A 25921-nucleotide genomic window follows, 5' to 3' on the forward strand; every position below is an offset into this window, starting at 1 on the left:
GCTTTGACTTAGGCGTCGATCCCCAGTTCGAAGGGTATCCCTTCGAACGCGTCGGCGCCGCGCCCGATCGCCTCGATCGCCGCGATCATGCGGCCGTCGCGCTCAAGCAGCGTGTCGGCGACGGCGATCAGCCGTGGATTGGGCGTAGCCGTCGGCGAGAGAAAGCGCAGCGTTCGGGCGAGCTCCATCTCGTCGCGCTTCGGCGCTAGCGCCGCCGCGATGATGTAGGCCGATGCCGTCGAGCGGCTGACGCCGGCATAGCAATGCACCACCAGAGGCTTTGCCCGATCCCAGCGATAGGCGAAATCGAGCAAGGCCCGCACATGCTCCTCGCCGGGCATCGTCATGCCTTCCTGCGCGACAGCGATGTCGTGCATGACCAGATGCAGGTGGTTTTCCGCCAGGATCGAGGCCGGGCGGACCACTTCGGTGCCTGCGGCGAGCAGCGACAACAACCGCTGCGCACCGGTCCTTGCCACGGCCTCGTCGACCTTCGACAGCGAACAGACGTGGATCATTGCCCGAACTCCTTTGGCGCATCCTTGCGCCGCGCGGCCCACGTGGCAAGGGCGCCTTCGAGGCGTTGCCATTGCGCTTCATCGCCCGGCAAACCGACACGCAGCACTTGGGGCCGCTCGGCAAAATGTCGGACCAGCACGCCGCTCGAGCCAAGTGCCGAAAAAAGGCCTGCGGCCCCGGGAAACGACAGATAGCGGAACAGGCTGGTGCCGCCGGCGACCGGAACATCGAATCGGCCAAGCAGCGCGTCGAGCCGCCCGGCATCCTGCGCCAGGCGTTGCCGCATATCGGCCTGCCACGCCGCATCCGACAAGGCGCGGATGCCATATTCGAGCGCCGGGCCGGCGACCGCCCAGGGCCCCAGCTGCGCATCCAGCCGCTCGGCCGTCAGCGGATCCGCCAATGCAAAGCCGAGTCTCACACCGGCGAGGCCGAAAAACTTGCCGAACGAGCGCAGCACGACGATGCCGCCCTGCCCGACATCGCCGGCGAGGCTTTGCTCGATCGGGCCGACATCCATGAAGGCTTCGTCGACGACCAGCAGCCCGCCCTTGGCGCGAAGTCGCGCCGCAAGGTCGAGCAGGCGGGCCTTTTCGATCACCCGCCCGTCCGGATTGTTGGGATTGACCAGCACCGCAAGGTCCGCCTCGGCCAGCGCGTCGAAATCGCTGACCTCCGCGACCGCATGGCCGGCGATAGCCGCGGCCCGGGCATGTTCGGCATAGGTTGGGCCGAGCACCAGCGCCTTGCCTGGCCGCAGCAGCGAAGCGACGCGCGGCAGGAGAATCTGCGTGCCGGGCGCCGCCGCCACATGCGCCGCCGACGGCGCGCCATAGGCCCTGGCCGCAATTTCGGCCAATTCGCGCAGTTGTCCTGCCTCCGGCAATCGGGACAGCGCTGTGGCGGGCAGGTCGAAAAGCGGATAGGAGTGCGGATTGATACCTGTCGAGAGGTCCACGAAAGGTTTTGGCGCATGAGGAAAAAGCGTGCTTGCCCGGCCAAGGCTGCCGCCATGATCAACCGCTGCAATCGCTCCGCTTAGAAGTTTCATGTCCGTCCTGATCGCTTTCCTATCACTCGCCATCGAACGCGCCCTCGGCTACCCGGACTGGCTGTTCAGCGCCATCGGCCATCCGGTCACCTGGATCGGCAGGCTGATATCCTTTCTCGATCGCCGGCTCAACCACGCTATGGATTCCGACGAATTGCGTCGCCGACGCGGCGTCCAGGCCTTGCTCGTCATTCTGCTGGTGCCCGGCCTGATCGGCCTGGCGCTGCATGTCCTGCTCTGGATGATGTTCCCCACGGGCCTCGTCATCGCCGCCATCCTCGGTTCCTCGCTGCTGTCGCAGAAGAGCCTCGCGGAGCATGTCGAGGACGTCGCCGATGCGTTGGAGACCGGCGGCCTGACTCTCGGCCGCATCGCCGTATCGCGCATTGTCGGCCGCGATCCGGAAAAGCTCGACAAGGGCGGTGTCGCGCGTGCCGCGATCGAAAGCCTGGCCGAGAATTTTTCGGACGGCATTGTTGCGCCCGCTTTCTGGACCGGCATCGGCGGACTGGGCGGAGGTGCTGCCTACAAGGCCGCCAACACCGCCGATTCGATGATCGGCCACCGCACGCCGAAATACGAAGCCTTCGGCCGTGCTGCCGCCCGTTTCGACGATCTGGTCAACCTGCCCGCATCGCGGCTGACCGGCCTGCTGATCGTGCTGGCGGCCTTTCTCGTCCCGGGCGCCGATCCGCACTCCGCCTGGCATGTCATGCGCCGTGACGCGAGGAAGCACCGCTCGCCCAATGCCGGCTGGCCGGAAGCGGCGATGGCCGGCGCGCTGGGGCTGTCCCTCGCCGGGCCGCGCAGCTATGGCGGCGAAGTCGTCGAGGACGCCTTCATGGGCGAAGGCGGCCGCCGCGAGGCCGAAAGCACCGACATCCGCCAGGCGCTCAAGCTCTATCGCGTAGCCGACTGGCTGCTGCTCGGCCTGTTCGCGGTCGTCTCGGCGATCGTGATCTACCTGACCATTTTGATCAGCGGCTAAAACTCAATTCCCTGCTGCGCCTTCACGCCGGCGGCGAAATGGTGCTTGGTCAGCCCCATCTCGGTGACGAGATCGGCCGCCTCGACGAGCAGCGGCTTGGCGTTGCGGCCGGTGACGATCACATGCAGATCGTCCCGGCGCGCCTTCAGCGCCGCGACCACCTTTTCCAGATCGAGATAATCGTAGCGCAGCGCGATGTTGAGCTCGTCGAGCACAACGAGGCTCATTGAGGGATCGGCCATCAGTTCCAACGCCTTGGCCCAGGCAGCTTCGGCGGCGGCGATGTCGCGCTTCAAGTCCTGCGTCTCCCAGGTAAAACCCTCGCCCATCGCATGCCAGACGACTCGGTCGCCGAAGGCCGCGAAAGCATCCTTCTCGCCGGTATGCCATTTGCCTTTGATGAACTGCACGACGCCGACGCGCTTGCCATAGCCCAGCATTCTCAACGCCAGGCCGAAGGCAGCCGTGGTCTTGCCCTTGCCCGGCCCGGTGTTGACGATCAGCAGCCCCTTTTCAACCGTCTTGCCGGCCACTTCGGCATCCTGCACCGCCTTGCGCCTGGCCATCTTGGCCCGGTGACGCTCGGCGTCCTTGTCGTCAATGGTCTTGTCTTCGATTTCGGCCATGTCACTTCACCTTGAGTGGCAATCCCGCCACTATCATGAGAACGCTGTCGGCAGCGGCCGCCACCTGCTGGTTGAGCCGACCCGCAGCGTCGCGGAACCGGCGCGCCAGCCCGTTGTCGGGCACGATGCCCAATCCGACTTCGTTGGAGACCACGAACCATGGCCCGCGCGGCCGCGACAGAGCATCCTTGAGCCGCCGGCATTCGGCCTCGACGTCATGTTCGGCCAGCATGTGGTTGGTGAGCCATAATGTCAGGCAATCGATCAGCACAGGTTGGTGGGTCGGCAAAGCCTCGATGGCGCCAACCAGATCGAGCGGCGCATCGACGGTGACCCAGCCTTCGCCGCGCCGCGACCGATGCAGCGCGATGCGCTCGCGCATCTCGTCGTCATAAGCCTGCGCCGTGGCAATGTAGGTCCAGGGCGATGGACGGGCGGTTGTCAGCGCCTCGGCATGCGTGCTCTTGCCCGAACGGGCACCGCCCAGGATGAAGGTCAGCTTCCCATCGGAAGCTTTATTGCCGCTCGCGGCTGTCGCGCCGGTCATTCTTGCCTTCCAGGTTGGAATCGTGTCGCGGCCCAGAGGCCGACGGTGCGCGACCTTAGGCAGAAGCGCGACCACCGGCAAACCCAATTCCGCCACCGCCCGGCGCGACTGCGCCACGACTTGCGGTGCTACGAGCCGGCAATCCGCGCCGCGACCAGCTGCTGCAGCCGCCACAAATGCGTATCGTGGATGCCGCGCTGCTCGAGATTCTTCACCGTGTTGTAGAGATAGTCGGCGCCCGACCCCCAATGGCCGCAGGAGGTCGCCAGCCTTTCGACAACCGCTTCCTCGCTTAATGGACCGGCATAGGTGGTGCCCTGGCGGTTGATGACGAAGGCCAGCGCCCGCAGCGGGCCGCCATCGCTCGTCATATCGAGCAGGCGCGGATGATAGCTGGTCGGCTTCAGTGTCACCTCTCGCCGCAGGATCTTGTCGAGTTGCTCGCGCCTGTCGCCGTCGCCGAGCCGAAAGGCGACGCCCTTGCATTGTCCACCACGGTCCAGTGCCATCATCAGGCCCGGACTTTCCTTGGTGCCGCGCCAGCGCGTCATGTTCATGCAAAAGGATCTGTGCCAGCCGCGCAGCAGGGCCACGCGCTCCTCGACATGCTCGATCTCGGGCTTCCAGATCAGAGAGCCGTAGCCAAAGAGCCAGAGCGGTTCGTTGGCCAGGAGTTGAGCCTCCAGCTCACGCGTCATCGCCGCATAGTCGCTGTCATCCAGATGCGCCGCATCGGGATCCGGTCCCGCATCCTCGACCGCGCGGAAGCAGCGAGCGACCAGTTCCTCGGTAAGCGACATGGTTCTTGGCAGCATGCGCGCGATCTTAAGGTTCCTGCGCGACCGAAACTATGCGGCCGCCTCGCGGTTGACAACTCCTTGGCCCGGGTGTCGGCTGCTGGCAGCCACGGAGTAGCCGATGCAGCCCGATCCGAGCGAGCGCGCCCCCTACAACGGCCTGACCACCCTTCAGCCGACCTTGCCGTCCGCCGCCTATTGGGACGCCGACGAGTATCGGCACGATCTGGAGGCGATCTGGTATCGAAACTGGTTGATGGTCTGCCGCGAGGCCGATATCGCCGAGCCCCTCTCCTTCCGAACGTTCCGCATCGGCAGCCAGGAGATGGTCGTGCTGCGCGACGAGACCGGCGCCTTGCGCGCCTTCCACAACACCTGCAGGCATCGCGGCTCGCAGCTTTGCCAGGAGAGCGCCGGGCGGCTGAAAGCCAGGCTGCTGACCTGCCCCTATCACGCCTGGTCCTATTCGCTGCGCGGCGATCTCGTGCGCGTGCCGTCGAAATCGCTGCCCGAGGGCTTCGACAAGGCCGATTATCCGCTCTACCGCGTGGCGCTCTCGGTGTGGCGCGGTTTCGTCTTCATCAACCTCGCCGAGCATCCCGACGGCTCGGCGGAAAGCTCTTTTGACCGCGCCTCCGGCGATCTTTCCAACTGGCCGCTGGAAGGCCTCGTCACCGGCCACCGACTCACCAAAGTGATGAACTGCAATTGGAAGGTCTTCTGGGAGAACTTCAACGAATGCCTGCACTGCCCGGGCGTGCATAAGGATTTGTCGCGACTGGTGCCGATCTACGGGCGCGGCCTGATGGCCAGGCATGACGATCCCGAATGGGCGCGCCACGCCGACAATGACGCGCCGGAATTCTCCGGCCGGCTGCGCGCCGGCGCCGAAACCTGGTCGAAAGACGGCCATGTCCATGGCCCGGTCTTTTCCGGCCTGACGCCGGCCGAACGCGCCGCCGGCCAGACCTGCGCCACCTCGCTGCCGTCGATGTTCATCGTCGGCCATATCGATTATATGCGCACCGTGCGGCTGGCCCCGCTCGGTCCCGAGCAGACCGAGCTCACCGCCGAATGGCTGTTCGCCCCGGAAGCGTTGGCTGAGACCGATGTCGAAAACATCGTCGCCTTCGGCACCCAGGTGCTCGAAGAAGACGCCGTGATCTGCGAGATCAACCAGAAGGGGCTGCGCTCGATGCGCCACGAGGCCGGCGTGCTGATGCCGGAGGAATACGATCTGCACCGCTTCCACGATTGGGTGCGCGGTCGTCACGCAGCGTTCAAAACGCCTTCGGCAGGTAGCGCCAGGTGACGAAGCCGCAGAAGGCGGCCAGGATGCCGAGCGTGACGAACACCGAGCCCAGCCCGAAGAAGGCGAGCACCACCGAATAGACGAGCGGCGGCGTCAGCTCGGAGAAATCGAGATAGGTGCGGTAGACCGCCGCCATCTGCGCCTTCTCGTAAGAGCGTACCGAGCGCAAGAAGGCGGTCGAGCCAAGCGCGTCGAGCGCGATGGTGAAGAGCGCGCCGCAGAGCAGCAGCGCGCCCGTGAGCAACGGCGCCGCCTCGCCGATTCCGCCCGCGGCAAACACCATGGCCGACATGGCGAAATAGGCGAAAGTCATGACCTTGCGCCCGCCAAAGCGCTTGCCGGCCCTGCCCCAGAAGATCGCCACGAACAGAAGCGCGTTGCCGGCCGAAACCAGCAAGCCGCCGGCGAGCTCGCCCTGGCCGGTGATCACCATGAACAGCGGGCCGTAGACGAAGAACGTCGTCCAGAAGCAGGAGCGGCCGAAGGCGATCAGCCAGGCAAGCCTGAGCCTTGGCTGCTTCACGAAGCGGCCGATATTGGCGAGCGGATTGGCGGGGCGCGACCTGCCGGGCCGGATCGACTGGTTGTCGCTCAGCCGGTAGAACCAGAACAGGCAAAGCAGCGCGAACGCAAACACGACGACCGCGCCATGCGCGGCATAGATGCCGAAATGGGTGTAGAGGAAGATGCCGAGCGTCGGCCCGCCGGTCCAGGCGAACATCGACCACGCCATGCGCAGCGATTCTGCCTGCATGAAGTCGGTCTTGCGTATGTGATCCATGATGTAGAGGTTGAGCGTGATCGACAGCGCGCTCGCCCCCATGACGCGGCACAGCATGCCGGCAATCTGGCCGGGCAGCGAGTGGGTGACGAAGAAGGCGGAGCCGAGCGCCAGCAGCACGCAGCCGGCCGTGTAGACCCAGCGCCGCGCGAAGCGGCGAATGAGCACCGGCATGAACAGCGTGACCGAGAGGCCCATCAGGGACACGATCGTGTAGAGGACCGAGACGATCCGCTCATTGTGCAGGATCTCGTAGGCCTGGATCGGGATCACGCTGGAGATCGTGGCGCGGGCGAAGGATTCAACCGCATAGAGTGAGGCGAAGGTGCGCGCGTCCGCCGGTCGCAAAGCCGGAAGCCAGATCGGATGGCGCACATGGGTGGACATCGGCCCTCCGAAACGTGAATCCCGCGCCCGAATCTGGCCGGGCCAGCTGCCGGCCAGTAGCAGGAAACCGACTCCGAGAGGCCGAAAAGCGAAGCCTGCCAAAGGCTTTCCAGCTCTGGCCTAAAGCGAAATTTCATGGCTGCCATGAACCGCATTGATGGCCGCCTGCTTCTGTCGTCCACTTGAACCGTGATAGTCGTTTGGCAGGACTGAATCGGATCGAGATGATGAGCCTTCAAACGACGAGCGGCCTTGTTCAGGACGCGCCAAAGCACGGCCGTATCCAGGCCATCGACATCCTGCGCGGCATCGCGCTGATCGCGATGGCGAGCTACCACTTCACCTGGGACCTGGACCATTTCCAATATATTGAACCCGGCACGACCGCGGTCGGCGGCTGGAAGATCTATGCGCGCTGCATTGCCTCGACTTTCCTCTTCTTGGTCGGTGTCAGCCTGTTTCTCGCGCATGGCCGGCAGATTCGCTGGCCAAGTTTCTGGAAGCGCTTTGCCCTGGTCGCGCTAGCGGCACTGGCGGTTACCACAGTCACCTTTTTCACCGATCGCAACAACCTGATCTTCTTTGGCATTCTGCACGAGATTACGCTGGCCAGCCTGCTCGGCCTCGCATTCCTGCGCCTGCCAGCGCTGCTGACGGCAGTGGTCGCCGCGGCCGTCATTGCAGCGCCCTATTATTTGCGCTCGGAATTCTTCGATCATCCAGCGCTGTGGTGGGTCGGCCTTTCCGCTACCAACCCGCGCTCCGACGACTATGTGCCGCTGTTTCCCTGGTTCGGTGCGGTGCTTGCAGGCATTGCGGCGACGAAGTTTGCCTCATCGGCCGGCCTATTGGCCTGGTTGGGAACCTGGACGACCGGCAACTGGTCGAAGCCGCTGACCTTCCTCGGTCGGCACAGCCTCGTCTTCTATCTGATCCATCAGCCGCTATTATATGGCGGTGTGTCGCTGTACTCTCAATTCTGGCCGGGCGAGGCTGAACTTAGACAGTGTCAAGTTACGTGCGAACAGACGCACGATGATAAGTTCTGTTCGAGTTACTGCACCTGTGCCTTTGACGCTCTGAAGGTCGATAAAACTCAGTACCCGACACAAGAGGCGTTCAATGAACATCTCGCGAACGTGGCGAACACCTGCACCGCCGCGACCGAGGACCAGATGGAGGGAGGGCAGCAATGACAGGCATCACAAAGCCCAGACACGGGATCATTCCCTGGCCGCCGGTGATCTATGTCGTGGCGATTGCGGCGAGCATCGTCCTCGGCATGCTCTACCCGCTGCCCTGGATCGGCGACATTCTCGGCGATCTCCTGTTCGGCGTCGGCTGGGTGGCGCTGTTCGGCGTCGCCATGCTCTGGGTCACGGCTATCCGCGTGATGATGCGGGCCAAAACGACATTCGACCCCAACGCCGAGCCCGATCATCTGGTGACGTCGGGCCCCTTCGGCATCACCCGCAATCCGATGTATCTCGCCAACACGCTGCTGCTGATCGGCGTCGCCTTCATCACCGGCATCGCCTGGTTCCTGCTCTTCGCCTTCCTGGCCGCCTTCGCCACGCAGAAACTGGCGATCGAGAAGGAAGAAAAGATCCTGGCGGAGAAGTTCGGCAAGAAATACCGCGATTATGCAAAAAGGGTGCGGCGCTGGATTTGAGGTAGCTTCCTGAGTGGCCTGCGATTAGCCTAAGCGTTCCGGACGTCGTCATCCTCGGGCTTGACCCGAGGATCCATTCCGTGACCTATGACGTAAGGTGCAACGGTGCAGAATTCTGTATCGTTGCAACGCCTTAGCGCCACGGCATGGATCCTAGGGTCTGCGCGCGTCGCTACGCTCCTTGCTCCGCCCTAGGATGACGAAATTCAGAGGCTCAGGCCAATCGCCAATATTCGTTCGACTCCCTACGTATTCACGCCCAACTCGGCCAGCCGCTCCACGCAGGACTCCTCGGCCTGGTCCAACTCGGCCAGCGTCTCTTCCAGGTCGCGCCGCTTCTGGCGCAGGTCCTCGCGCTTCTCCTCGATGCGCTTGATCATCAGCTTGAGCTGGCCGACCTCGCCGGGCGGCTCCTTGTACATCTGAATGATCTCGCGGATTTCGTTGATCGAGAAGCCGAGCCTTTTTCCCCGCATGATCTGGCGGATGAGATGCCGGTCCGACGGCCGAAACAGCCGCGTGCGGCCGCGCCTTACCGGCTGCACCAGCCCCTCGTCCTCGTAAAAACGCAATGTCCGCGTCGACACGTCGAACTCGCGCGTCAGCTCGGTGATCGTGTAATATTCCCGCATTCCCGCTCCCAAGCCCGGGCATCGCGCTTGAAGCGTCGCCCTTCCCTCCGATGAAACCCATCCGGCGCCGGAATCGGCACGTGACCCCGCGGCAACCCTCGCACGGCACTTACGTAAAAGTCAATTAACGACGCTTCATTGCTTTAGCGAATGCTGAACCACCAGGTAGCCAAGCCAAGGAAAGCAAAGAAGCCGACGACGTCGGTGACGGTGGTGACGAAGACGGCGGAGGCCACAGCCGGGTCGATCTTGAAACGGTCAAGCAGCAGGGGGATGAGAATCCCTGCCAAGGCGGCCGCGAACATGTTGATGATCATCGCCGCCGCGATGATGCCGCCCAGATTGGGATCGCGGAACCAGAAACCGGCGACCATGCCGATAAGCACGGCAAACACCACACCGTTGATGAAACCGACACCGACCTCGCGGCGGATGATGCGGGCGGCGTTATAGATATCGAGGTCCCTGGTCGCCAGCGCGCGCACGGTGACGGTCATGGTCTGCGAGCCGGCATTGCCGCCCATGCCGGCGACGATCGGCATCAGCACGGCAAGCGCCACGATATGCTCGATCGTGCGGTCGAACAGGCCGATGACCGAGGCGGCAAGGAAGGCGGTCACAAGGTTGACCAGCAGCCAGGGCACGCGCGAGCGCGAGGTGGCGAGCACGGTGTCGGACAGTTCTTCATCGCCGACGCCGCCCATGCGCAAAAGGTCTTCTTCCGCCTCTTCCTGGATGACGTCGACCACGTCGTCGATGGTCAGCACACCGACCAGCCGCCCGTTCTCGTCGACCACGGCGGCGGAGAGCAAATTGTACTGCTCGAACTCGCGTGCCGCCTCTTCCTGGTCCATGGTGGCCGAGATCGCATGCAGGGTCTCATGCATGACGTCCTCGACCTTGACCGCGCGCTTGTTGCGCAGGATCTGGTCGAGATCGATGGCGCCGAGCAGCTTGAAGCTCGGGTCGATGACGAAGATCTGGCTGAAGCGCTCGGGCAGGTTCTTGTCCTCGCGCATGTAGTCGATGGTCTGGCCGATCGTCCAGAACGGAGGCACGGCGACGAACTCGGTCTGCATGCGCCGGCCGGCGGTCTCTTCCGGATAGTCAAGCGCGCGCCTGAGCCTGATGCGCTCGGTGAAAGGCAGTTGCGACAGGATCTCGTCCTGGTCTTCCTTCTCAAGGTCCTCGAGGATGTAGACGGCGTCGTCGGAATCGAGCTCCTGCACCGCCTGCGCGATCTGCGCGTTGGGCAGATTGTCGACGATGTCGAGGCGGATCGCTTCATCGACTTCGGTCAGCGCGGAGAAGTCGAAATCGGAGCCGAGCAGTTCGACCAAAGCCCGGCGCTGTTCGGGATGAAGAGCTTCCAGCACGTCGCCGAGTTCCGACTGGTGCAGGTCGTCGACTTCGCGCTTGAGGGTGATCGTGTCGCGGTCGGCGATCGCCGCGCCGATCTGGGCAAGGAAGGAGGCGCGAACAGCGCCGTCCTCGCCATAGATGTCGGCGTGGCGCTCCTCGGCGGGCGCGGCGCCGGTCGTCTGTCTGTCCTGGCCTTCCACCAGCGTCTCCCGCAACGAGGAATCCCCAAACGAGGTCTAGTGCATGATCCCGAAAAGGGGAAACCGCTTTTCGGAAAATCCAAACCCTGTTCGGCAGATAGCGCGGCAACAGGATTCGTCTTGGAAAGATGTCGCTCTAGCGCGTGGAATAGCCGAAGAAATGTGACGGTCGCCTTCGCCTCGCAACCTCCCGGAAGTAGCGTGGAGCGCCCGGGTGGCGGGTGCGACAATCGCTTCAGCCGGCGCGACAGCGCATGTCGCTGGGGAAAGAGCACCCCTTCCCTATTGAGGCAGAATTGTCATGATGCATGATCCAGCAGGATCAGCGCATCGCCAATCGGTCCGGGGACAACGCTGGCCTTGAACATCAAGTCCGCAAAGACGAACGAGGGCAATGCCGAGCGGCGCGTTCGCGTGGTCGTCGCCGAGCGCAATCCTTTCGTCGTTTCGGCGCTGCGCGAGATGCTGGAATGCGACGGCCGCTTCGATTTGCTCGGTGTCGTGCACAGCGGCGCGCAATTCCTGGAACTGGCCGCCGCCACGCAATTCGATGTCGCCGTCGTCGGCTGGAAGCTGGCCGACATGGACGGCGCCGATGTGCTTACGGAAGTCCAGAGCCGCGAGCTTGGCGTGCGCATCGCGATCTTCTCCAACGACCACGACATCGGCATCCTGAAGCAATGCGTACGCCTGGGCGCTCAAGGCTACTGCTTCCAGTTCGACGATCCGCCGGTCATCTTCGAGACGATCCTGGCGGTCGCCCACGGGCGCATCTGCATTCCGTATATCGACATCAACAAGGTCAACGACACACCGTTGTCCAGGCTCACCGTGCGCGAGCGCGAGTTGCTGGCGGTGCTTTCCGACGGCTGGACCAATTTGCAGATCGCAACGCGGACCGGGATTTCCGAGAACACGGTGAAGTATCACTTGAAGAATCTCTACGACAAGCTGGACGTCCGCAACCGCGCCATGGCCGTCGCGCTCTATTCGAGCGAAAAACGCCGCACTTCCAAATCGCCTATCGGGTAGGCCAACCGGGTAGGATCATCCCACCCTCAAGGGCAAACAACTTACCCGGCAAGGTGTTGTTGCAAGGCCTCATCGAAACGAAACTGCCTCCAATATCCCAACGATCGGAGGAGTTTCGCGCATGGCTGGGTTTACCCATCTCTTTATCCCAGGACCCACCAACATTCCGGAACAGGTCCGGCAAGCCATGAACCTGCCGATGGAGGATATGCGCGCCTCCTCCTTCCCCAACCTGACGCTACCGCTGTTCGAGGACATCAAAAAGGTCTTCAAGAACGAGACCGGCCGCGTCTTCATCTACCCCTCCTCAGGCACCGGCGCCTGGGAAGCGGCGATGACCAATGTGCTCAGCCCCGGCGACAAGGTGCTGATGTCGCGCTTCGGCCAATTCTCCCATCTGTGGGTCGACATGGCCGAGCGGCTCGGCTTCGATGTCGATGTCATCGATTGCGAATGGGGCACTGGCGTCCCGCTCGAGCTCTATGTCGAGAAGCTTCGGGCCGACAAGGCGCACCGCATCAAGGCTGTCTTCTGCACCCAGAACGAGACCGCGACCGGCGTCACCAGCGACGTCGCCGGCTGCCGCGCCGCGCTCGACGCGGCGAACCATCCTGCCCTTCTCTTCGTCGACGGCGTTTCCTCGATCGGCTCGATCGACTTCCGCCAGGAGGAATGGGGCGTCGACTGCGCCGTCAGCGGTTCGCAGAAAGGCTTCATGCTGCCGGCCGGCCTCGGCTTCCTGTCGGTCAGCAAGAAGGCGCTTGCCGCTTCGCGGGTGGCGACACACCGGCACTGCTACTTTTCCTTCGAGGACATGATCCGCGCCAATGACGCGGGCTATTTCCCCTATACGCCGGCCACCCAGTTGCTGCGCGGCCTGCGCGCTTCGCTCGATCTGATTGCCGAGGAAGGGTTGGAAAACATCTTCGCCCGCCACCATCGCCTGGCCGAGGGCGTGCGCAAGGCCGTCGACGCCTGGGGCCTGAAGCTCTGCGCCAAGACACCGCAATGGCACTCCGACACGGTCAGCGCCATCCTGGTGCCGGAAGGCATCGACAGCGCCAATGTCGTCAAGCGCGCCTACCAGCAATACAACACCTCCCTCGGCGGCGGCTTGAACAAGGTGTTCGGAAAAGTCTTCCGCATCGGCCATCTTGGCTGGCTGAACGAGGTTATGGTCTGCGCCTCGCTGTCGGCCGCCGAAATGGCGCTGCTCGATTGCGGCGTGCGCCTGGCGCCCGGCTCGGGCGTGGCGGCGGCGATCGAGCATTTCCGCCGCACGGCCGACGTGCCGGTCGCCAGAGCGGCGTGAGGGGTACCATGAGCCACACCATCAACCATCTGAAGAAGCTGAGGCTGCAGCGCAGCGAGCTCGCGGTGCCGGGCTCCAGCCCGGAGATGATCGACAAGGCGGCCAACAGCGCCGCCGACTTCGTCTTCCTCGACATCGAGGATGCGGTGGCGCCGCCCGACAAGGAACGCGCCCGCAAGAACATCATCCAGGCGCTGAACGACATCGACTGGCGCGCCAAGGGCAAGACCGTCTCGGTGCGCATCAATGGGCTCGACACGCATTACATGTACCGCGACGTCGTCGACGTCATGGAGCAGGCCGGCGACCGGCTGGACACGATCCTGGTGCCGAAGGTCGGCGTGCCGGCCGACCTCTATATGGTCGAGGCCATGGTCAACCAGATCGAGATGGCCAAAGGTTTCAAGACCCGCGTCGGCCTCGAGGCATTGATCGAGACGGCGCTGGGCATGGCCAATGTCGAGGCGATCGCCGCCACGCCGGGCCGGCTGGAAGCCATGCATTTCGGCGTCGCCGACTATGCCGCGTCCAACAAGGCGCGCACGGTCAACATCGGCGGGCTCAACCCCGATTATCCTGGCGACCAATGGCATTTCGCTTTGTCGCGCATGACGGTCGCCTGCCGCGCCTACGGCCTGCGCGCCATCGACGGTCCATTCGGCGATTTCTCCGATCCGGAGGGCTACAACGCGGCCGCCAGGCGCGCCGCGGCGCTCGGCATCGAAGGCAAATGGGCGATCCACCCTTCGCAGATCGCCTTGGCCAACGATGTGTTCTCGCCGCCGGAGAAAGAAGTCACGCGGGCCAGGCGTATCCTCGAGGTGCTGAAGGAGGCCGAGGCGCTCGGCAAGGGCGCGGCGGCGCTCGACGGCAAGATGATCGACGCGGCGTCGGAGCGCATGGCGCGCAACGTGCTGGTGGTGAGCGAGGCGATCGAGCGCGCCGGCCAGGCGCATAGCGCGGCGCGCTAAAAAATTACCGGGAGGACATGATGGACATCCACGAATACCAGGCCAAGGAACTGCTTGCCCGCCACGGCGTGCATGTGCCGCGCGGCGGCCTCGCCTACAGCCCCGAACAGGCGACCTACCGTGCCCGGGAGATCGGCGGCGCCAAATGGGTGCTGAAGGCGCAGGTTCACTCCGGCGCGCGCGGCAAGGCCGGCGGGATAAAACTCTGTTCGAACGACGAGGAGATCTCCAACGCGGCAGAAGCCATGCTCGGGCGCAAGCTGGTGACCCAGCAGACCGGCCCGCGCGGCAAGCTGATTTCGCGCCTTTATCTCGAGGAAGCGGTCGACATCGCGCAGGAACTCTATCTCGGCTTCGTGCTCGACCGCAAGGAAGAGCGCGTCATGATCGTGGCGTCGGCCGCCGGCGGCATGGAGATCGAGGACATCTCCGAAAAGAAGCCGGACTCCATCATCCGCGCTACCGTCGATCCGGGCGTCGGCATGCAAGGCTTCCAGGCGCGCGAGATCGCCTTCGGACTAGGCCTCGAAAGCAACCTGATCGGCAAGGCGACCGAAACCATCCTCGGCTGCTACCAGGTGTTCCGCGACTACGACGCCTCGATGCTGGAGATCAACCCGCTGGTGGTGACGCGCGACGGCAGCCTGGTCGCGCTCGACGCCAAGATGTCGTTCGACGAAAACGCGCTGTTTCGCCGCCCGGAAATTTCCGAGCTGCGCGACAAGAGCCAGGAAGATCCGCGCGAGACTTTCGCCAGCGACCGCGGCCTCTCCTATGTCGGGCTCGAAGGCAATATCGGCTGCATCATTAACGGCGCCGGCCTGGCCATGGCGACGATGGACATGATCAAGATCGCTGGCGGCGAGCCGGCCAACTTCCTCGACATCGGCGGCGGCGCCTCACCGGAGCGGGTAGCAAAGTCCTTCCGCGCGGTGCTCGGCGACAAGAATGTCGAGACCATCCTGGTCAACATCTTCGCCGGCATCAACCGCTGCGACTGGGTGGCGGAAGGCGTCATCAAGGCGATCCGCGAGGTCGGCGTCGACGTCCCTCTGGTGGTGCGCCTTTCCGGCACCAAGGTCGAGGAAGGCCGCAAGATCCTGGCCGATTCCGGTGAGGCGGTGATCGTCGCCGACACGCTGGCCGAAGCCGCCGAAAAGGCCGTCGCCGCCTGGCGCGAAGCCGCCAAGAACAAAAAAGCAGCCTGAGGGAGGTCGAGAAATGGCAATCCTGCTCAACCGCAGCACGCGCGTCATCGTGCAAGGTTTCACCGGCAAGATCGGCAGCTTCCATGCCGACGACATGAAGCGCTACGGCACCAAGCTGGTCGGCGGCGTCACCCCCGGCAAGGGAGGCCAGACGCATCTCGGCCTGCCCGTCTTCAACACTGTCAAGGGCGCCGTGCGCGAGACCCGCGCCGAGGCGAGCATCGTCTTCGTGCCGCCTCCCTTCGCCGCCGATTCGATCATGGAAGCCGCCGATGCCGGCATCAAGCTTTGCGTCTGCATCACCGACGGCATCCCCTCGCAGGACATGATGCAGGTCAAGCGCTACATGCGCCGCTACCGCTTCGAGGACCGCATGCGCCTCGTCGGACCGAACTGCGCCGGCGTCATCACGCCCGGACAGGCGCTGATGGGCATCATGCCGGGCAGCATCTATCTGCCGGGACGCGTTGGCATCGTCGGCCGTTCCGGCACGCTGGGCTACGAGGCGGCCTCGCAGATGAAGGCGCTGGGCATCGGCGTGTCGACCAGCGTCGGCATCGGCGGCGATCCGATCAACGGCTCGTCCTTCAAGGACATCCTGCAGCTCTTCGAGCGCGACGACGACACCGACGCCGTGGTGATGATCGGCGAGATCGGCGGCCCGCAGGAAGCCGAAGCCGCGATCTGGGCGCGCGATAACATGAGGAAGCCGCTGATCGCCTATATCGCCGGCCTCTCCGCCCCGAAGGGCCGCCGCATGGGCCATGCCGGCGCGATCATCTCCGCCTTCGGCGAATCGGCGCAGGAAAAGGTCGAGATCCTGAAGGAAGCCGGCGTCGTCATCGTGCCGACCCCCGCCTCCTTCGGCGAGGTGGTGGCCGATACACTGGCGCGGACGAAGAAGGCTGCTTGACGGCAGACCAGGCGAGAATCGCGACAGGATGTGAAGCCTGTTTCGGGCCGGCCTCCTCGATGGTCGTCGGCCCGTGCGCTCGGCGCTGCCCTATGAAGGGCAATCCCAGGAAACGTGCGCTGCGGCCGTCCGGGATTGCCTGAAAACAACTGCTTAGCAGCGCAGCGGCAAATCGGCTGACGATCGGGAAAGCGGCTTTGGAACAGAGCAAACCCATCAAGTTTCGTGAGGACGAGCGCAGCTTGCTGTTACGCCTGCTGCTTCAGGTCGCAAGCGCGCGCGAGCCCGAGATCGCCGCAGTCCTGAACGGACGCAGGTCACTCGTCTCGCTGGCTCCCGAGCAGCGCATCCCGGCGCTCCAGGCGAGCGGCGTGTGGTTCCAGTTGCTGACCATTGTCGACGAGTTGCTTGCCATGCGGGCCCGGCGCGAGCTCGAGCAAGGCGCAGGCGCCGACGAAGTGCCTGGCTCCTTCGCCAGCGTGATTGCCGAGATGGCGGCCAGCGGCCACTCGGCGGACGATGTCCAGGCGATGCTCGACGAACTTTGCGTCGGCCCGACCATGACCGCGCATCCGACGGAGGCCAAACGCGTCACCGTGCTGGAGATCCACCGCCGCATCTATCGCAAGCTGACCGAGCTCGATCAGCCGCGCTGGGCGCCGCGCGAACGCGATCTCCTGGTCGCCGACTTGGAAAGCGAGATCGAGCTTTTGTGGATGACCGGCGAGTTGCGGCTGGAGCGGCCGACGGTCGAGCGCGAGATCGCCTGGGGACTGCATTTCTTCCGCGAAGTCATCTTCGAGGCAACGCCGCAGCTCTATGGCAAGCTTCAGAGCGCCTGCGAGCGCCACTATCCGGGCGAGCCGATCCGAATTCCTTCCTTCATGCGCTATGCCTCCTGGATCGGTGGCGACCGCGACGGTAATCCGAACGTGACGGCTGCGGTCACGGCCCATGCCATGGCCGAATACCGCAACACCGCCATAGGCTGGTATCTGGCGCAGGTGCAGCGGCTGGTGACGGTGCTCAGCGCCAGTTCGAACGTCATCGACCTGCCGGCCGGCTTCAGGCCGGTGCTGCAAACAGCGCTGGATAAGAGTGGAGAGGCGCAAGAGATAGCCGCCCGCAACCCTGACGAACCGCTGCGCCAGTTCGCTTCGGCCCTGCTGGCCCGGCTGGTCGCCACGCGTGACGGCGGCAAGGCGGCCTACCCCTCGGCGGAGGCGTTTCGCGCCGATCTCAACGCTCTCTCATCAGTCCTCGAAGCGATCGGCGGCCGCGCGGTCGCCAGGCGTTTCATCCAGCCGCTCGTTTGGCAGTTCGGAAGCTTTGGCTTCCGCACGGTCTCGCTCGACATCCGGCAGAACTCCACAGTCGTCAATCGGGTGCTGGCCGAGCTGTTTGCGCTGATAGACGCCGCCGATCCGATCGCCGCCGGCACGCCGCAATGGTCGGCGCGCATTCGCGCGGCCCTCAGCCAGGGCGAGCGGCTGGAGATCGACGAAGGACGGCTCTCGCCGGAAGCCGCCGAGCTGCTTTCGACATTCTCGGTTATCGCCAAGCAGATCTCGGGCTCCGATGCCGATGCGGTCGGCTCTTTCGTGCTCAGCATGACCCGCTCGGCCGACGATCTGCTCGCGGTCTACCTGCTGGCGCAATATTGCAGGCTCTCCACCGCGCCCGGCGGCGACGGCACGATCAGGCTGCGGATCGTGCCGTTGTTCGAGACCATCGCCGACCTGCAGGCAGCCCCTGCCATCCTGAACGAACTGCTCGGCGTCTCGCTGGTGCGGCGGACGGTGCGCGATTTCGGCGCGCGCCAGGAAATCATGCTTGGCTATTCGGACTCCAACAAGGATGGCGGATTCCTCGCTTCCAATTGGGAACTGGCAAAGGCGCAGAAGCGCCTCGCCGCCATCGGCCGCAAGCACAAGGTCAGGATCGGTTTCTTTCACGGCCGCGGCGGCTCCGTCAGCCGGGGCGGCGCGCCGACCGGCCGGGCCATCGCGGCGCAGCCGCAGGGCACCGTCGCCGGATCCATGCGGGTGACCGAGCAGGGCGAGGTCGTGTCGTCGAAATTCGCCAATCGCGGCACCGGCCTCAACCAGCTTGAGGTTCTCGCCGCCGCCGTGCTGGCGCACGGGATCCGATCGCCCGGCGATGCCGGGCCGAAGGAATCGCCGGAGTTCGACGAAGCGCTGGAAGCGCTGGCCGGCATGTCGCAGGCGTCTTATGCCAGGTTGATGGCCGAGCCGGGCTTCCTCGATTATTTCAACCAGGCGAGCCCGGTCGCCGAACTGGCGCTCTTGAAAATGGGCTCACGGCCGGATCGTCGTTTCGGCGCCAGCGGCATTGCCGATCTGCGCGCCATTCCGTGGGTGTTCGCGTGGAGCCAGAACCGACATCTCTTGACCGGCTGGTACGGCATCGGCAGCGCGCTGAGCGCGTTCGTCACAGTACGCGGCGAAGCCGGGCGCGAGCTTCTGACCCGCATGTTCGAGCACTCGCGCTTTTTCCGCCTGATCGTCGACGAGGCCGAAAAGACGCTCTACCAGTCCGACATGGAGATCGCACGGCTCTATGCCGACCTGGTGTCCGACAGCGATGCGGCGGTAAGAATCCACGCCCGCATCGCCGCCGAATACGAGCTGACTCGGCGCCTGATCGGCGACCTTACGGGAGGCGACCTTTCCGCGCGCTTCCCGATGTTCAAAAGGCGTTTCGACAATCTGCGCCGGCAGATGGACGATATCCACCGGCTGCAGGTCAATCTGCTGCGCGAAGTTCGGGCAGGCACAGGCGCAGATCAAAGGCGGGCGACCGACGCCCTGCTCGTCTCGATCAACTGCATCTCGGCCGGTCTGGGGTGGACGGGATAGGCTCGGTTTGCCCGTTGCCGGAATTGCCTCGCGTCAAGCATCAGCGGCGGTGTGGTCTCATTGCCCGCCGCCGCTTCACTTTGGTTCAGGAAACAGCCGGCAGCGACGAGAACGATCGCTCGCCGATGCCAAATTCGACAGGCTTTTGGGGAGAATGGTGCGGTCGAGAAGACTCGAACTTCCACGGGTTGCCCCACAGCGACCTCAACGCTGCGCGTCTACCAATTCCGCCACGACCGCACGTGGTAGGAGCCGGAACCGTCCGGCCCGGGGCCTGTAGCAAATCGTTTCCGGCGAAACAAGTGCGCCGAGCGGAATATTCGCGAATGCGTATCGCCCACAGGTGCGCAGAGATTTTGGGAGGACGACGTGCATCAGGCAAAGCGGCTGGCACAAGCCTCCGCGGCTCGGCTTCACACTGGCAGAACTGGACGTTTTGGCCGATTGCCGCCATATGAGAGGAGCATCGAGAAAGTTCCATGACAGAACGTAGCCAGATCGCCACGTCGTTCCTTCCCCTGCCTGGTTCGGCGCCTGTGGAATGGGTGATCGAACCTGGCCTCACCTCTTATCCGGACGCGCTGGCTTTCATGGAGGCGCGCGCCGAGGCGATCCGCAGCGGTGCTGCCGGCGAGATGGTCTGGCTGGTCGAGCATCCGCCGCTCTACACCGCCGGCACCAGCGCGCGAATTGAAGACCTGATCGATTCCGACCGCTTTCCGGTCTTTGCCGCCGGGCGCGGCGGCGAATATACCTATCACGGTCCTGGCCAGCGCGTGGCCTATGTGATGCTCGACCTGAAGCGCCGGCGCGAGGATGTGCGCGCCTTCGTCGCGGCGCTCGAGCAATGGATCATCGCCACGCTCGCCGCCTTCAACGTGCGCGGCGAGCGGCGCGAGGACCGCGTCGGCGTCTGGGTGGTGCGGCCGGACCGGCCCGCCCTGCCGGACGGCACGCCCGCCGAAGACAAGATCGCGGCCATCGGCATCCGGCTGCGGCGCTGGGTGAGCTTTCACGGCATCGCCATCAATGTCGAGCCGGATCTCGGCCATTTCAGCGGCATCGTGCCCTGCGGCGTCTCGGACCATGGCGTGACCAGCCTTGTCGATCTCGGGCTGCCAGTCACCATGGCCGACCTCGACCTCGCGCTGAAAGCTGCGTTCGAGGATGTGTTCGGACCGGCATCGGTCCCGACTGCCGAACCGGCGCGCAAGGCGGGCTAAGCCGCTCCGCCTAGGGTGTGTTGAGATTCAGGTCAGGCCGAGTCGAAAATGGCAAGGTTCCGAGAACCGGAGCGGAGCGTACTTTTCGTACGTGAGACCGGAAGCGCAGGAAGCCGCCATTTGCAGACCGGCCTCACCTGAATATCGATACACCCTACATGAGCTGCGCCGAGGCCCACAGCATACCGTAGCCATGGATGGCAAAAACGGCGAGCAGCGCGCCGGCCATGGCAAGCCGATCGAAGGGCCGGATCGGCCTCAACTCGTGGCGCGGTTTCACGCCGCTGCCCACGGTGATCAGGCTCAGCATCGCGAATACCGCGCCGGCGATCAGCAGGAAGCTCGGCGAGAAACCAGCCCGCCAGCCGAGCGACAGAAGCGCCAAGAGCAGCAGGAAGGACGCCAGCGCAAGTGCGGCCGGCCCCGGGCAGATCTGGCGCAGCACTTGGCCGCCGTCGAATTTCCACACCGGCACGAGGTTGGCGATGTTGAACAGCGACGCGCAGCCGGCAAGCGTGGCCAAAAGCATGGCGGCCAGCCGATGTCCTTCGCCATTGGCGAAGCCGCTGGCGGCGATCAGCACCGGCACCAGGAAGGCGGAGAAGCCGGCGCCCATAAGCGCCACGAAGGCGACCTCGAAGCGGCTGTCATAGGGCCTGCCGCCGATGGCGATGCCGCCCAGCAGCGGAATGAAGATCATCCGCGCGCGGCGATGCCCCGTCAGGCGGAAGGCGGCCATATGGCCAAGCTCGTGCAGGGCGACCACCGAGGTGAGGATCGCCGCCAGCGCCAGGCCGCCAAGATTGAGCCCGAAGAACGGCCACAGGATCAGAGCCGAAAGCACGGCGAAGCCGACCTGGCTCAGCGGATGCTCGAACCAGCCGCCCCTGCGATAAGTGCCCGTCGCCGCCCAGACGTCGAGCTTGCGCAATTCGCGACGCATGGCGAAGAAGCGGAAGATCAGGAACGCGACACCGCGATAGCGGTCGGTCTGGGTGAGCGTCACTCGCACGGCCTCGCCTTCCGGCACAAGCTCGGCGGTCTCGCGATAGTTCGCCCAGAACGAGGGATCGAGCGCCGTGTCCTCGATGACGGTCATCGAGAAGTAGCTTCCCTCCCTCACATCCTCGAGCCGCGCCTTGCGGTCGATCGGCCGGCCGTCCCGTCCTTCCCAGGAGAGCCGGATCAGCGCCGTCCCTTCGCTATCCAGGGGTTCGGCGGCAAGGATTTCGCCCGACCAGCCGGCGTCGCCGCCGAACGGCCACAGCGCCTGCCAAAGGCAATTGCGGTCGGCCTTGATCACGCGGCTGACCGTCACCGTGCGCAGTCCGAGCGGCACGGTCATCAAAAGAAAGATCAGTCCGAGATTGCCGGCCACGAGCGTGACCGTGACGATGACCGACACTTGCCTTGGCTCCCCGTCTTGAAGGAACAGCCTAGCGGCAGCGCGGCCAAGAAAGACTTAACAACGGGCGGGCATCTGCCCGTCCCGTACAGGCGGCGAAACCGCCTGATCACATGGCGCCGATCCAGATCGCCATGGAAACGAGAAAGGTGCTCATGCAAACCAGCGAGACAACATCCTGAACCAGATCAGACATAACTCTCTCCGTTGTTGGAATGTTCGTAATTTGTTCTAATTTTGTTCGAATGTCAATGATCGTCTCGGGCGCGCTGGAGCGAAACCGCGCGGTCCGTTTGGGCAGGGTTAAGGAAAGGTTGACGGCACCAACGTTGGTGAGAGGGCGCCGGGATGTGTTGAGATTCAGGTCAGGCCGAGCCGAGAATGGTGGCATCCGAGAACCGAAGCGGAGCGTACTTTTGGGTACGTGAGCACCGGAAGCGCAGGAGGCCGCCCTTCGCAGGCCGGCCTCACCTGAATCTCAACACATCCTATAGCGGCACGACCTTGCCTTCAGCCAACGTCACGCGCCGGTCCATGCGTCCGGCGAGCTCATGGTTGTGGGTGGCGATCAGCGCCGCGAGGCCCGACTGCCTGACCAGCGCCTCCAGCGCATCGAACACATAGGAGGCGGTGACCGGATCGAGATTGCCGGTCGGCTCGTCGGCCAGGAGCACCAGCGGCGCGTTGGCAACGGCGCGGGCAATGGCGACGCGCTGCTGCTCGCCGCCGGAAAGCTCGGCCGGCCGGTGCTGCGCGCGCTTGCCGATCTGCATATAGTCGAGGAGCTGCGCCGCCCGCTCGGATGCTTCCTTGCGGCCGAGCCCCTTGATCAGCTGCGGCATCATGATGTTCTCGAGCGCGGAGAACTCCGGCAGCAAATGATGGAATTGATAGACGAAGCCGACGTCGTTGCGGCGGATCGCGGTGCGCTCCTCGTCCGACAGCCGTCCGCACGCACGGCTGGCGAGGATCACATCGCCCGCATCGGGCCGCTCCAATAGCCCCGCCGTGTGCAAAAGGGTGGACTTGCCGGTGCCCGACGGCGCCACCAGCGCCACCATCTCGCCGCGCCTGAGCGAAAAGTCGGCGCCGTTCAAAATGGTGAGCTTGCGCGGCCCTTGGACGTAGTGCCGCTCGACGCCCTTCAACTCGATAATGGCCTCGGCCATCATTCGTACCTCAAGGCTTCGACGGGATCGAGGCGGGCGGCCCGCCAGGCCGGGAACACCGTCGCGAGGAACGACAGGCCAAGCGCCATGATGACGACATAGGTCGTCTCGCGCGGATCCATCTTCGCCGGCAGCTGGCTGAGGAAATAGAGCTCGGGATTGAACAGGATCCTGCCGGTCATCCAGGAGAAGAACTGGCGGATCGATTCGATGTTGAGGCAGATGACGACGCCGAGCAGCACGCCGGCGATCGTGCCGGTGACGCCGATCGCCGCGCCCGTCATCAGGAAGATGCGCAGGATCGCGCCGCGCGAGGCGCCCATCGTGCGCAGGATGGCGATGTCGTGGACCTTGTCCTTCACCAGCATGATGAGGCCGGAAATGATGTTGAGCGCCGCCACCAGCACGATCAGCGTGAGAATCATGAACATGACGTTGCGCTCGACCTGCAGCGCCGAGAAGAAGGTCTCGTTGCGCTGGCGCCAGTCGACGAGGTCGACTGGCCGCTGCGCCGCCTGCTCGACCAGCGGCTTCAGCGCGTCGACATTGTCGGGATTGTCGACATAGATCTCGATGGTCTGGGCTCGCCCGTCCATGTTGAAATAGAGCTGCGCTTCCGAGAACGGCATGTAGACGATCGAGCTGTCATATTCCGACATGCCGACCTCGAAGATCGCCGCCACCTTGTAGCCCTTCATGCGCGGCGTGGTGCCGAGCGGCGTCACGTCGCCGTCCGGCGAGATCAGCGTGATGGTGTCGCCGAGCATCAGCCCGAGGCTTTCGGCCATGCGCTTGCCGATCGCCACGCCGTCGCCGGTGTCGAAACCGTCGAGCGTGCCCTGCTTGATGTTGCTGGCGACGATCGAAATCTTGCCGAGGTCCTCGCCGCGGATGCCGCGCACCAGGGCGCCAGTGCCGCCGCCGACATTGCCTTGCGCCAGGACCTGGCCGTCGATCAGCGGGATGGCGTATTTGACGCCCGAAACACCGTTGATGCGGCTCGCCACCTGGGCGTAGTCCTCCAGCGGCGAATCGAGCGGCTGCACGATGAGATGGCCGTTGACGCCGAGGATGCGGGTCAGCAACTCGGCGCGGAAACCGTTCATCACGGCCATGACGACGATCAACGTCGCGACGCCGAGCATGATGCCGAGAAAGGAGATCGAGGCGATGACCGAGATCACCGTCTCCTTGCGGCGCGAGCGCAGATAGCGCCACGCCACCATGCGCTCGAAGCCGGAGAAAGCGCCCGCCGCTGACCTGGCCGCTGCCGCCGCCTCGTTCATGCGGCGATACCCAGGCGTTTCTTGGCCTCGGCGATCGGCAGCGTCTCGCGCTCGCCCGACCTGCGGTTCTTGATCTCGACCTCGCCGGCGGCCACGCCGCGCGGGCCGACGATCACCTGCCACGGCAGGCCGATCAGATCGGCGGTGGCGAACTTGCCGCCGGGACGCTGGTCGGTGTCGTCATAAAGCACGTCCTTGCCGGCTGCGTTAAGCGCCGCATAGAGCTCGGCGCAGACGCGGTCGCATTCGCCATCGCCGACCTTCATGTTGATCAGGCCGATATCGAAGGGCGCCACCGCTTCCGGCCAGATGATGCCGTTCTCGTCATGGCTGGCCTCGATGATCGCCGCGACCAGGCGCGACGGACCGATGCCATAGGAGCCGCCCGAGGCGTAATGGTCCTTGCCGTCGGGGCCGGTCACCTTGGCGTTCATCGGCTTGGAGTATTTCTCGCCGAAGTGGAAGATATGGCCGACCTCGATGCCGCGCGCCGAGACCTGCTCGCTTGGCGGAACGTTCGCCCAGGCCGCCTCGTCATGCATCTCGTCGGTGGCGGCATAAGGCGTCGTCCACTTCTTCACGATATCGCCGATCTCGGCGTCGTTGGAGAAGTTGGTGCCGGCGCCCGGCACGTCGAGCGTCAGATAAGCGCGGTCGCAGAACACCTGGCTCTCACCGGTCTCGGCCAGGATGATGAACTCATGGCTGAGGTCGCCGCCGATCGGACCGGTGTCGGCGCGCATTGGAATGGCCTGCAGGCCCATGCGCGTGAACGTCCTGAGGTAAGAGACGAACATGCGGTTGTAGGCGGCCTTGGCGCCCTCGAAATCGAGGTCGAAGGAATATGCGTCCTTCATCAGGAATTCTCTGCTGCGCATGACGCCGAAGCGCGGACGCACCTCGTCGCGGAACTTCCACTGGATATGGTAGAGGTTGAGCGGCAGGTCCTTGTAGGACTTCACATAGGCGCGAAAAATCTCGGTGACCATCTCTTCGTTGGTCGGCCCGTAGAGCATGTCGCGGTCCTGGCGGTCCTTGATACGCAGCATCTCCTTGCCGTAATCGTTGTAACGGCCGCTTTCGCGCCAAAGATCCGCCGACTGGATGGTCGGCATCAGGATTTCCAGCGCGCCGGCGCGGTTCTGTTCCTCGCGGATGATCTGGCAGACCTTGTCCAGCACGCGCTTGCCCAATGGCAGCCACGAAAAGCTGCCCTGCCCCTGCTGGCGGATCATGCCGGCGCGCAGCATCAGCCGGTGCGAGACGATCTCGGCCTCGCGGGGATTTTCTTTGAGAATGGGCAGGAAATAGCGCGACAAACGCATGGACTGGTCCGTGAGTGAAAATGGCGGCGCGGGGAATCGGCGCAACCGAGGCTGCTTGCCCGGGCTTCATAGCCATTTCATGGCCGAATGGAAACCCGAGTGCCCCAAAGTATCGAGCCTTCTGCACCTTACCAAAAAGGCGATTTTGGCTGCAAAGTGCCGCAAATGGCTATTTGATCGATTCACAAGCAAGCCCTGCCGCACTATTGTGCAGTGCAGCACGATATTGCCTGTTTCGAGGCAAAATTCTTCGTGACATTTTCACCTGCCTTGGTCTAGTGTGCGCCGATAACCGAGAGGGTGGAGAAAAATCTGCTCTCCTAC

Annotated in this window: 23 protein-coding genes and 1 tRNA gene; 11 read left to right on the top strand and 13 right to left on the bottom strand. The window is 64.3% G+C overall.

Annotated elements, in window-relative coordinates; genetic code table 11:
* Positions 1-8: 8 nt before the first annotated feature.
* The gene (locus tag LB526_RS03035; protein ID WP_224626041.1) at positions 9-518 is read right to left on the bottom strand and encodes a tyrosine phosphatase family protein; all 510 of its coding nucleotides are present in this window, start codon (positions 516-518) and stop codon (positions 9-11) included.
* A complete protein-coding gene (gene cobD / locus LB526_RS03040; protein WP_224626042.1) occupies positions 515-1570 on the bottom strand; it encodes a threonine-phosphate decarboxylase CobD in 1056 nt (351 codons plus the stop codon). Before cobD ends, LB526_RS03035 begins: the two co-directional genes overlap by 4 nt.
* Between cobD and cbiB the strand changes: the two genes are divergently transcribed.
* Entirely contained in the window at positions 1569-2558 is a 990-nt protein-coding gene (cbiB, locus tag LB526_RS03045; RefSeq protein ID WP_224626043.1) for an adenosylcobinamide-phosphate synthase CbiB, read from the top strand. The two genes, cobD and cbiB, sit on opposite strands and share 2 nt — an antisense overlap.
* Here cbiB and cobO read toward each other — a convergent pair.
* From cobO to LB526_RS03060, 3 genes are all read right to left on the bottom strand, one after another.
* Positions 2555-3184, bottom strand: coding sequence for a cob(I)yrinic acid a,c-diamide adenosyltransferase (gene cobO, locus LB526_RS03050; protein WP_224626044.1), 630 nt, complete (start codon positions 3182-3184; stop codon positions 2555-2557). The two genes, cbiB and cobO, sit on opposite strands and share 4 nt — an antisense overlap.
* 1 nt (position 3185) lies before the next feature.
* Positions 3186-3731, bottom strand: a complete 546-nt coding sequence (cobU, locus tag LB526_RS03055) for a bifunctional adenosylcobinamide kinase/adenosylcobinamide-phosphate guanylyltransferase (protein WP_224626045.1) — start codon at positions 3729-3731, stop codon at positions 3186-3188.
* Between the two features lie 128 nt (positions 3732-3859).
* Positions 3860-4546, bottom strand: a complete 687-nt coding sequence (locus LB526_RS03060) for a gamma-glutamylcyclotransferase (protein ID WP_224522743.1) — start codon at positions 4544-4546, stop codon at positions 3860-3862.
* A 103-nt stretch (positions 4547-4649) separates the two neighbouring features.
* On the opposite strand from LB526_RS03060, the gene LB526_RS03065 reads away from it, so the two are divergent.
* Complete coding sequence (locus LB526_RS03065) at positions 4650-5840, top strand: aromatic ring-hydroxylating oxygenase subunit alpha (protein ID WP_224626046.1); 1191 nt, start codon at positions 4650-4652, stop codon at positions 5838-5840.
* Here LB526_RS03065 and LB526_RS03070 read toward each other — a convergent pair.
* Positions 5809-7008, bottom strand: coding sequence for an MFS transporter (locus LB526_RS03070; protein WP_224626047.1), 1200 nt, complete (start codon positions 7006-7008; stop codon positions 5809-5811). The two genes, LB526_RS03065 and LB526_RS03070, sit on opposite strands and share 32 nt — an antisense overlap.
* Before the next feature lie 227 nt (positions 7009-7235).
* Between LB526_RS03070 and LB526_RS03075 the strand changes: the two genes are divergently transcribed.
* Entirely contained in the window at positions 7236-8204 is a 969-nt protein-coding gene (locus LB526_RS03075; protein ID WP_224626401.1) for a heparan-alpha-glucosaminide N-acetyltransferase, read from the top strand.
* Positions 8201-8680 carry a methyltransferase family protein gene (locus LB526_RS03080; RefSeq protein ID WP_095764885.1) on the top strand — a complete coding sequence of 160 codons (480 nt, stop codon included), beginning with the start codon at positions 8201-8203 and terminating at the stop codon, positions 8678-8680. Before LB526_RS03075 ends, LB526_RS03080 begins: the two co-directional genes overlap by 4 nt.
* A 245-nt stretch (positions 8681-8925) precedes the next feature.
* Here the strand turns inward: LB526_RS03080 and LB526_RS03085 are convergent, their stop codons facing one another.
* Together LB526_RS03085 and mgtE are read right to left on the bottom strand one after the other, a co-directional pair.
* Positions 8926-9312: a MerR family transcriptional regulator gene (locus LB526_RS03085; RefSeq protein WP_027168973.1), complete on the bottom strand. Its 387-nt coding sequence runs from the start codon at positions 9310-9312 to the stop codon at positions 8926-8928.
* 143 nt (positions 9313-9455) lie between these two features.
* A complete protein-coding gene (gene mgtE / locus LB526_RS03090; protein WP_224626403.1) occupies positions 9456-10874 on the bottom strand; it encodes a magnesium transporter in 1419 nt (472 codons plus the stop codon).
* 360 nt (positions 10875-11234) lie between these two features.
* Here mgtE and LB526_RS03095 point away from each other — a divergent pair, with 360 nt between their 5' ends.
* From LB526_RS03095 to LB526_RS03120, 6 genes are all read left to right on the top strand, one after another.
* Positions 11235-11906, top strand: a complete 672-nt coding sequence (locus LB526_RS03095) for a response regulator transcription factor (RefSeq protein ID WP_224545470.1) — start codon at positions 11235-11237, stop codon at positions 11904-11906.
* Positions 11907-12027: 121 nt separating this feature from the next.
* Complete coding sequence (locus LB526_RS03100; protein ID WP_224600911.1) at positions 12028-13218, top strand: aminotransferase class V-fold PLP-dependent enzyme; 1191 nt, start codon at positions 12028-12030, stop codon at positions 13216-13218.
* A gap of 8 nt (positions 13219-13226) precedes the next feature.
* Positions 13227-14189, top strand: a complete 963-nt coding sequence (locus tag LB526_RS03105; protein WP_140839960.1) for an HpcH/HpaI aldolase/citrate lyase family protein — start codon at positions 13227-13229, stop codon at positions 14187-14189.
* Positions 14190-14209: 20 nt separating this feature from the next.
* On the top strand, positions 14210-15397 hold the full coding sequence (locus LB526_RS03110; RefSeq protein ID WP_224626405.1) for a malate--CoA ligase subunit beta: 1188 nt from the start codon (positions 14210-14212) through the stop codon (positions 15395-15397).
* A gap of 13 nt (positions 15398-15410) precedes the next feature.
* A complete protein-coding gene (sucD, locus tag LB526_RS03115) occupies positions 15411-16310 on the top strand; it encodes a succinate--CoA ligase subunit alpha (RefSeq protein WP_095764879.1) in 900 nt (299 codons plus the stop codon).
* Positions 16311-16552: 242 nt separating this feature from the next.
* Positions 16553-19189: a phosphoenolpyruvate carboxylase gene (locus tag LB526_RS03120; protein WP_224626048.1), complete on the top strand. Its 2637-nt coding sequence runs from the start codon at positions 16553-16555 to the stop codon at positions 19187-19189.
* Positions 19190-19344: 155 nt separating this feature from the next.
* Here LB526_RS03120 and LB526_RS03125 read toward each other — a convergent pair.
* Positions 19345-19429, bottom strand: a tRNA-Leu gene (locus LB526_RS03125).
* Positions 19430-19668: 239 nt separating this feature from the next.
* On the opposite strand from LB526_RS03125, the gene lipB reads away from it, so the two are divergent.
* The gene (gene lipB, locus LB526_RS03130) at positions 19669-20412 is read left to right on the top strand and encodes a lipoyl(octanoyl) transferase LipB (RefSeq protein WP_224626050.1); all 744 of its coding nucleotides are present in this window, start codon (positions 19669-19671) and stop codon (positions 20410-20412) included.
* A gap of 154 nt (positions 20413-20566) precedes the next feature.
* Here lipB and LB526_RS03135 read toward each other — a convergent pair whose 3' ends face one another.
* The 4 genes from LB526_RS03135 to proS form a co-directional block, all read right to left on the bottom strand.
* Entirely contained in the window at positions 20567-21817 is a 1251-nt protein-coding gene (locus LB526_RS03135; protein ID WP_224626051.1) for a site-2 protease family protein, read from the bottom strand.
* Positions 21818-22305: 488 nt separating this feature from the next.
* Positions 22306-22989, bottom strand: coding sequence for an ABC transporter ATP-binding protein (locus LB526_RS03140; protein ID WP_224626052.1), 684 nt, complete (start codon positions 22987-22989; stop codon positions 22306-22308).
* The gene (locus tag LB526_RS03145) at positions 22986-24272 is read right to left on the bottom strand and encodes a lipoprotein-releasing ABC transporter permease subunit (RefSeq protein ID WP_224626053.1); all 1287 of its coding nucleotides are present in this window, start codon (positions 24270-24272) and stop codon (positions 22986-22988) included. Before LB526_RS03145 ends, LB526_RS03140 begins: the two co-directional genes overlap by 4 nt.
* Positions 24269-25597, bottom strand: coding sequence for a proline--tRNA ligase (gene proS / locus LB526_RS03150; protein WP_224626054.1), 1329 nt, complete (start codon positions 25595-25597; stop codon positions 24269-24271). The genes LB526_RS03145 and proS overlap by 4 nt, the downstream gene beginning before the upstream one ends.
* Positions 25598-25921: the final 324 nt, after the last annotated feature.

The organism is Mesorhizobium sp. CA6 (genome assembly GCF_020165035.1).
In the GTDB taxonomy this organism is placed as follows: domain Bacteria; phylum Pseudomonadota; class Alphaproteobacteria; order Rhizobiales; family Rhizobiaceae; genus Mesorhizobium.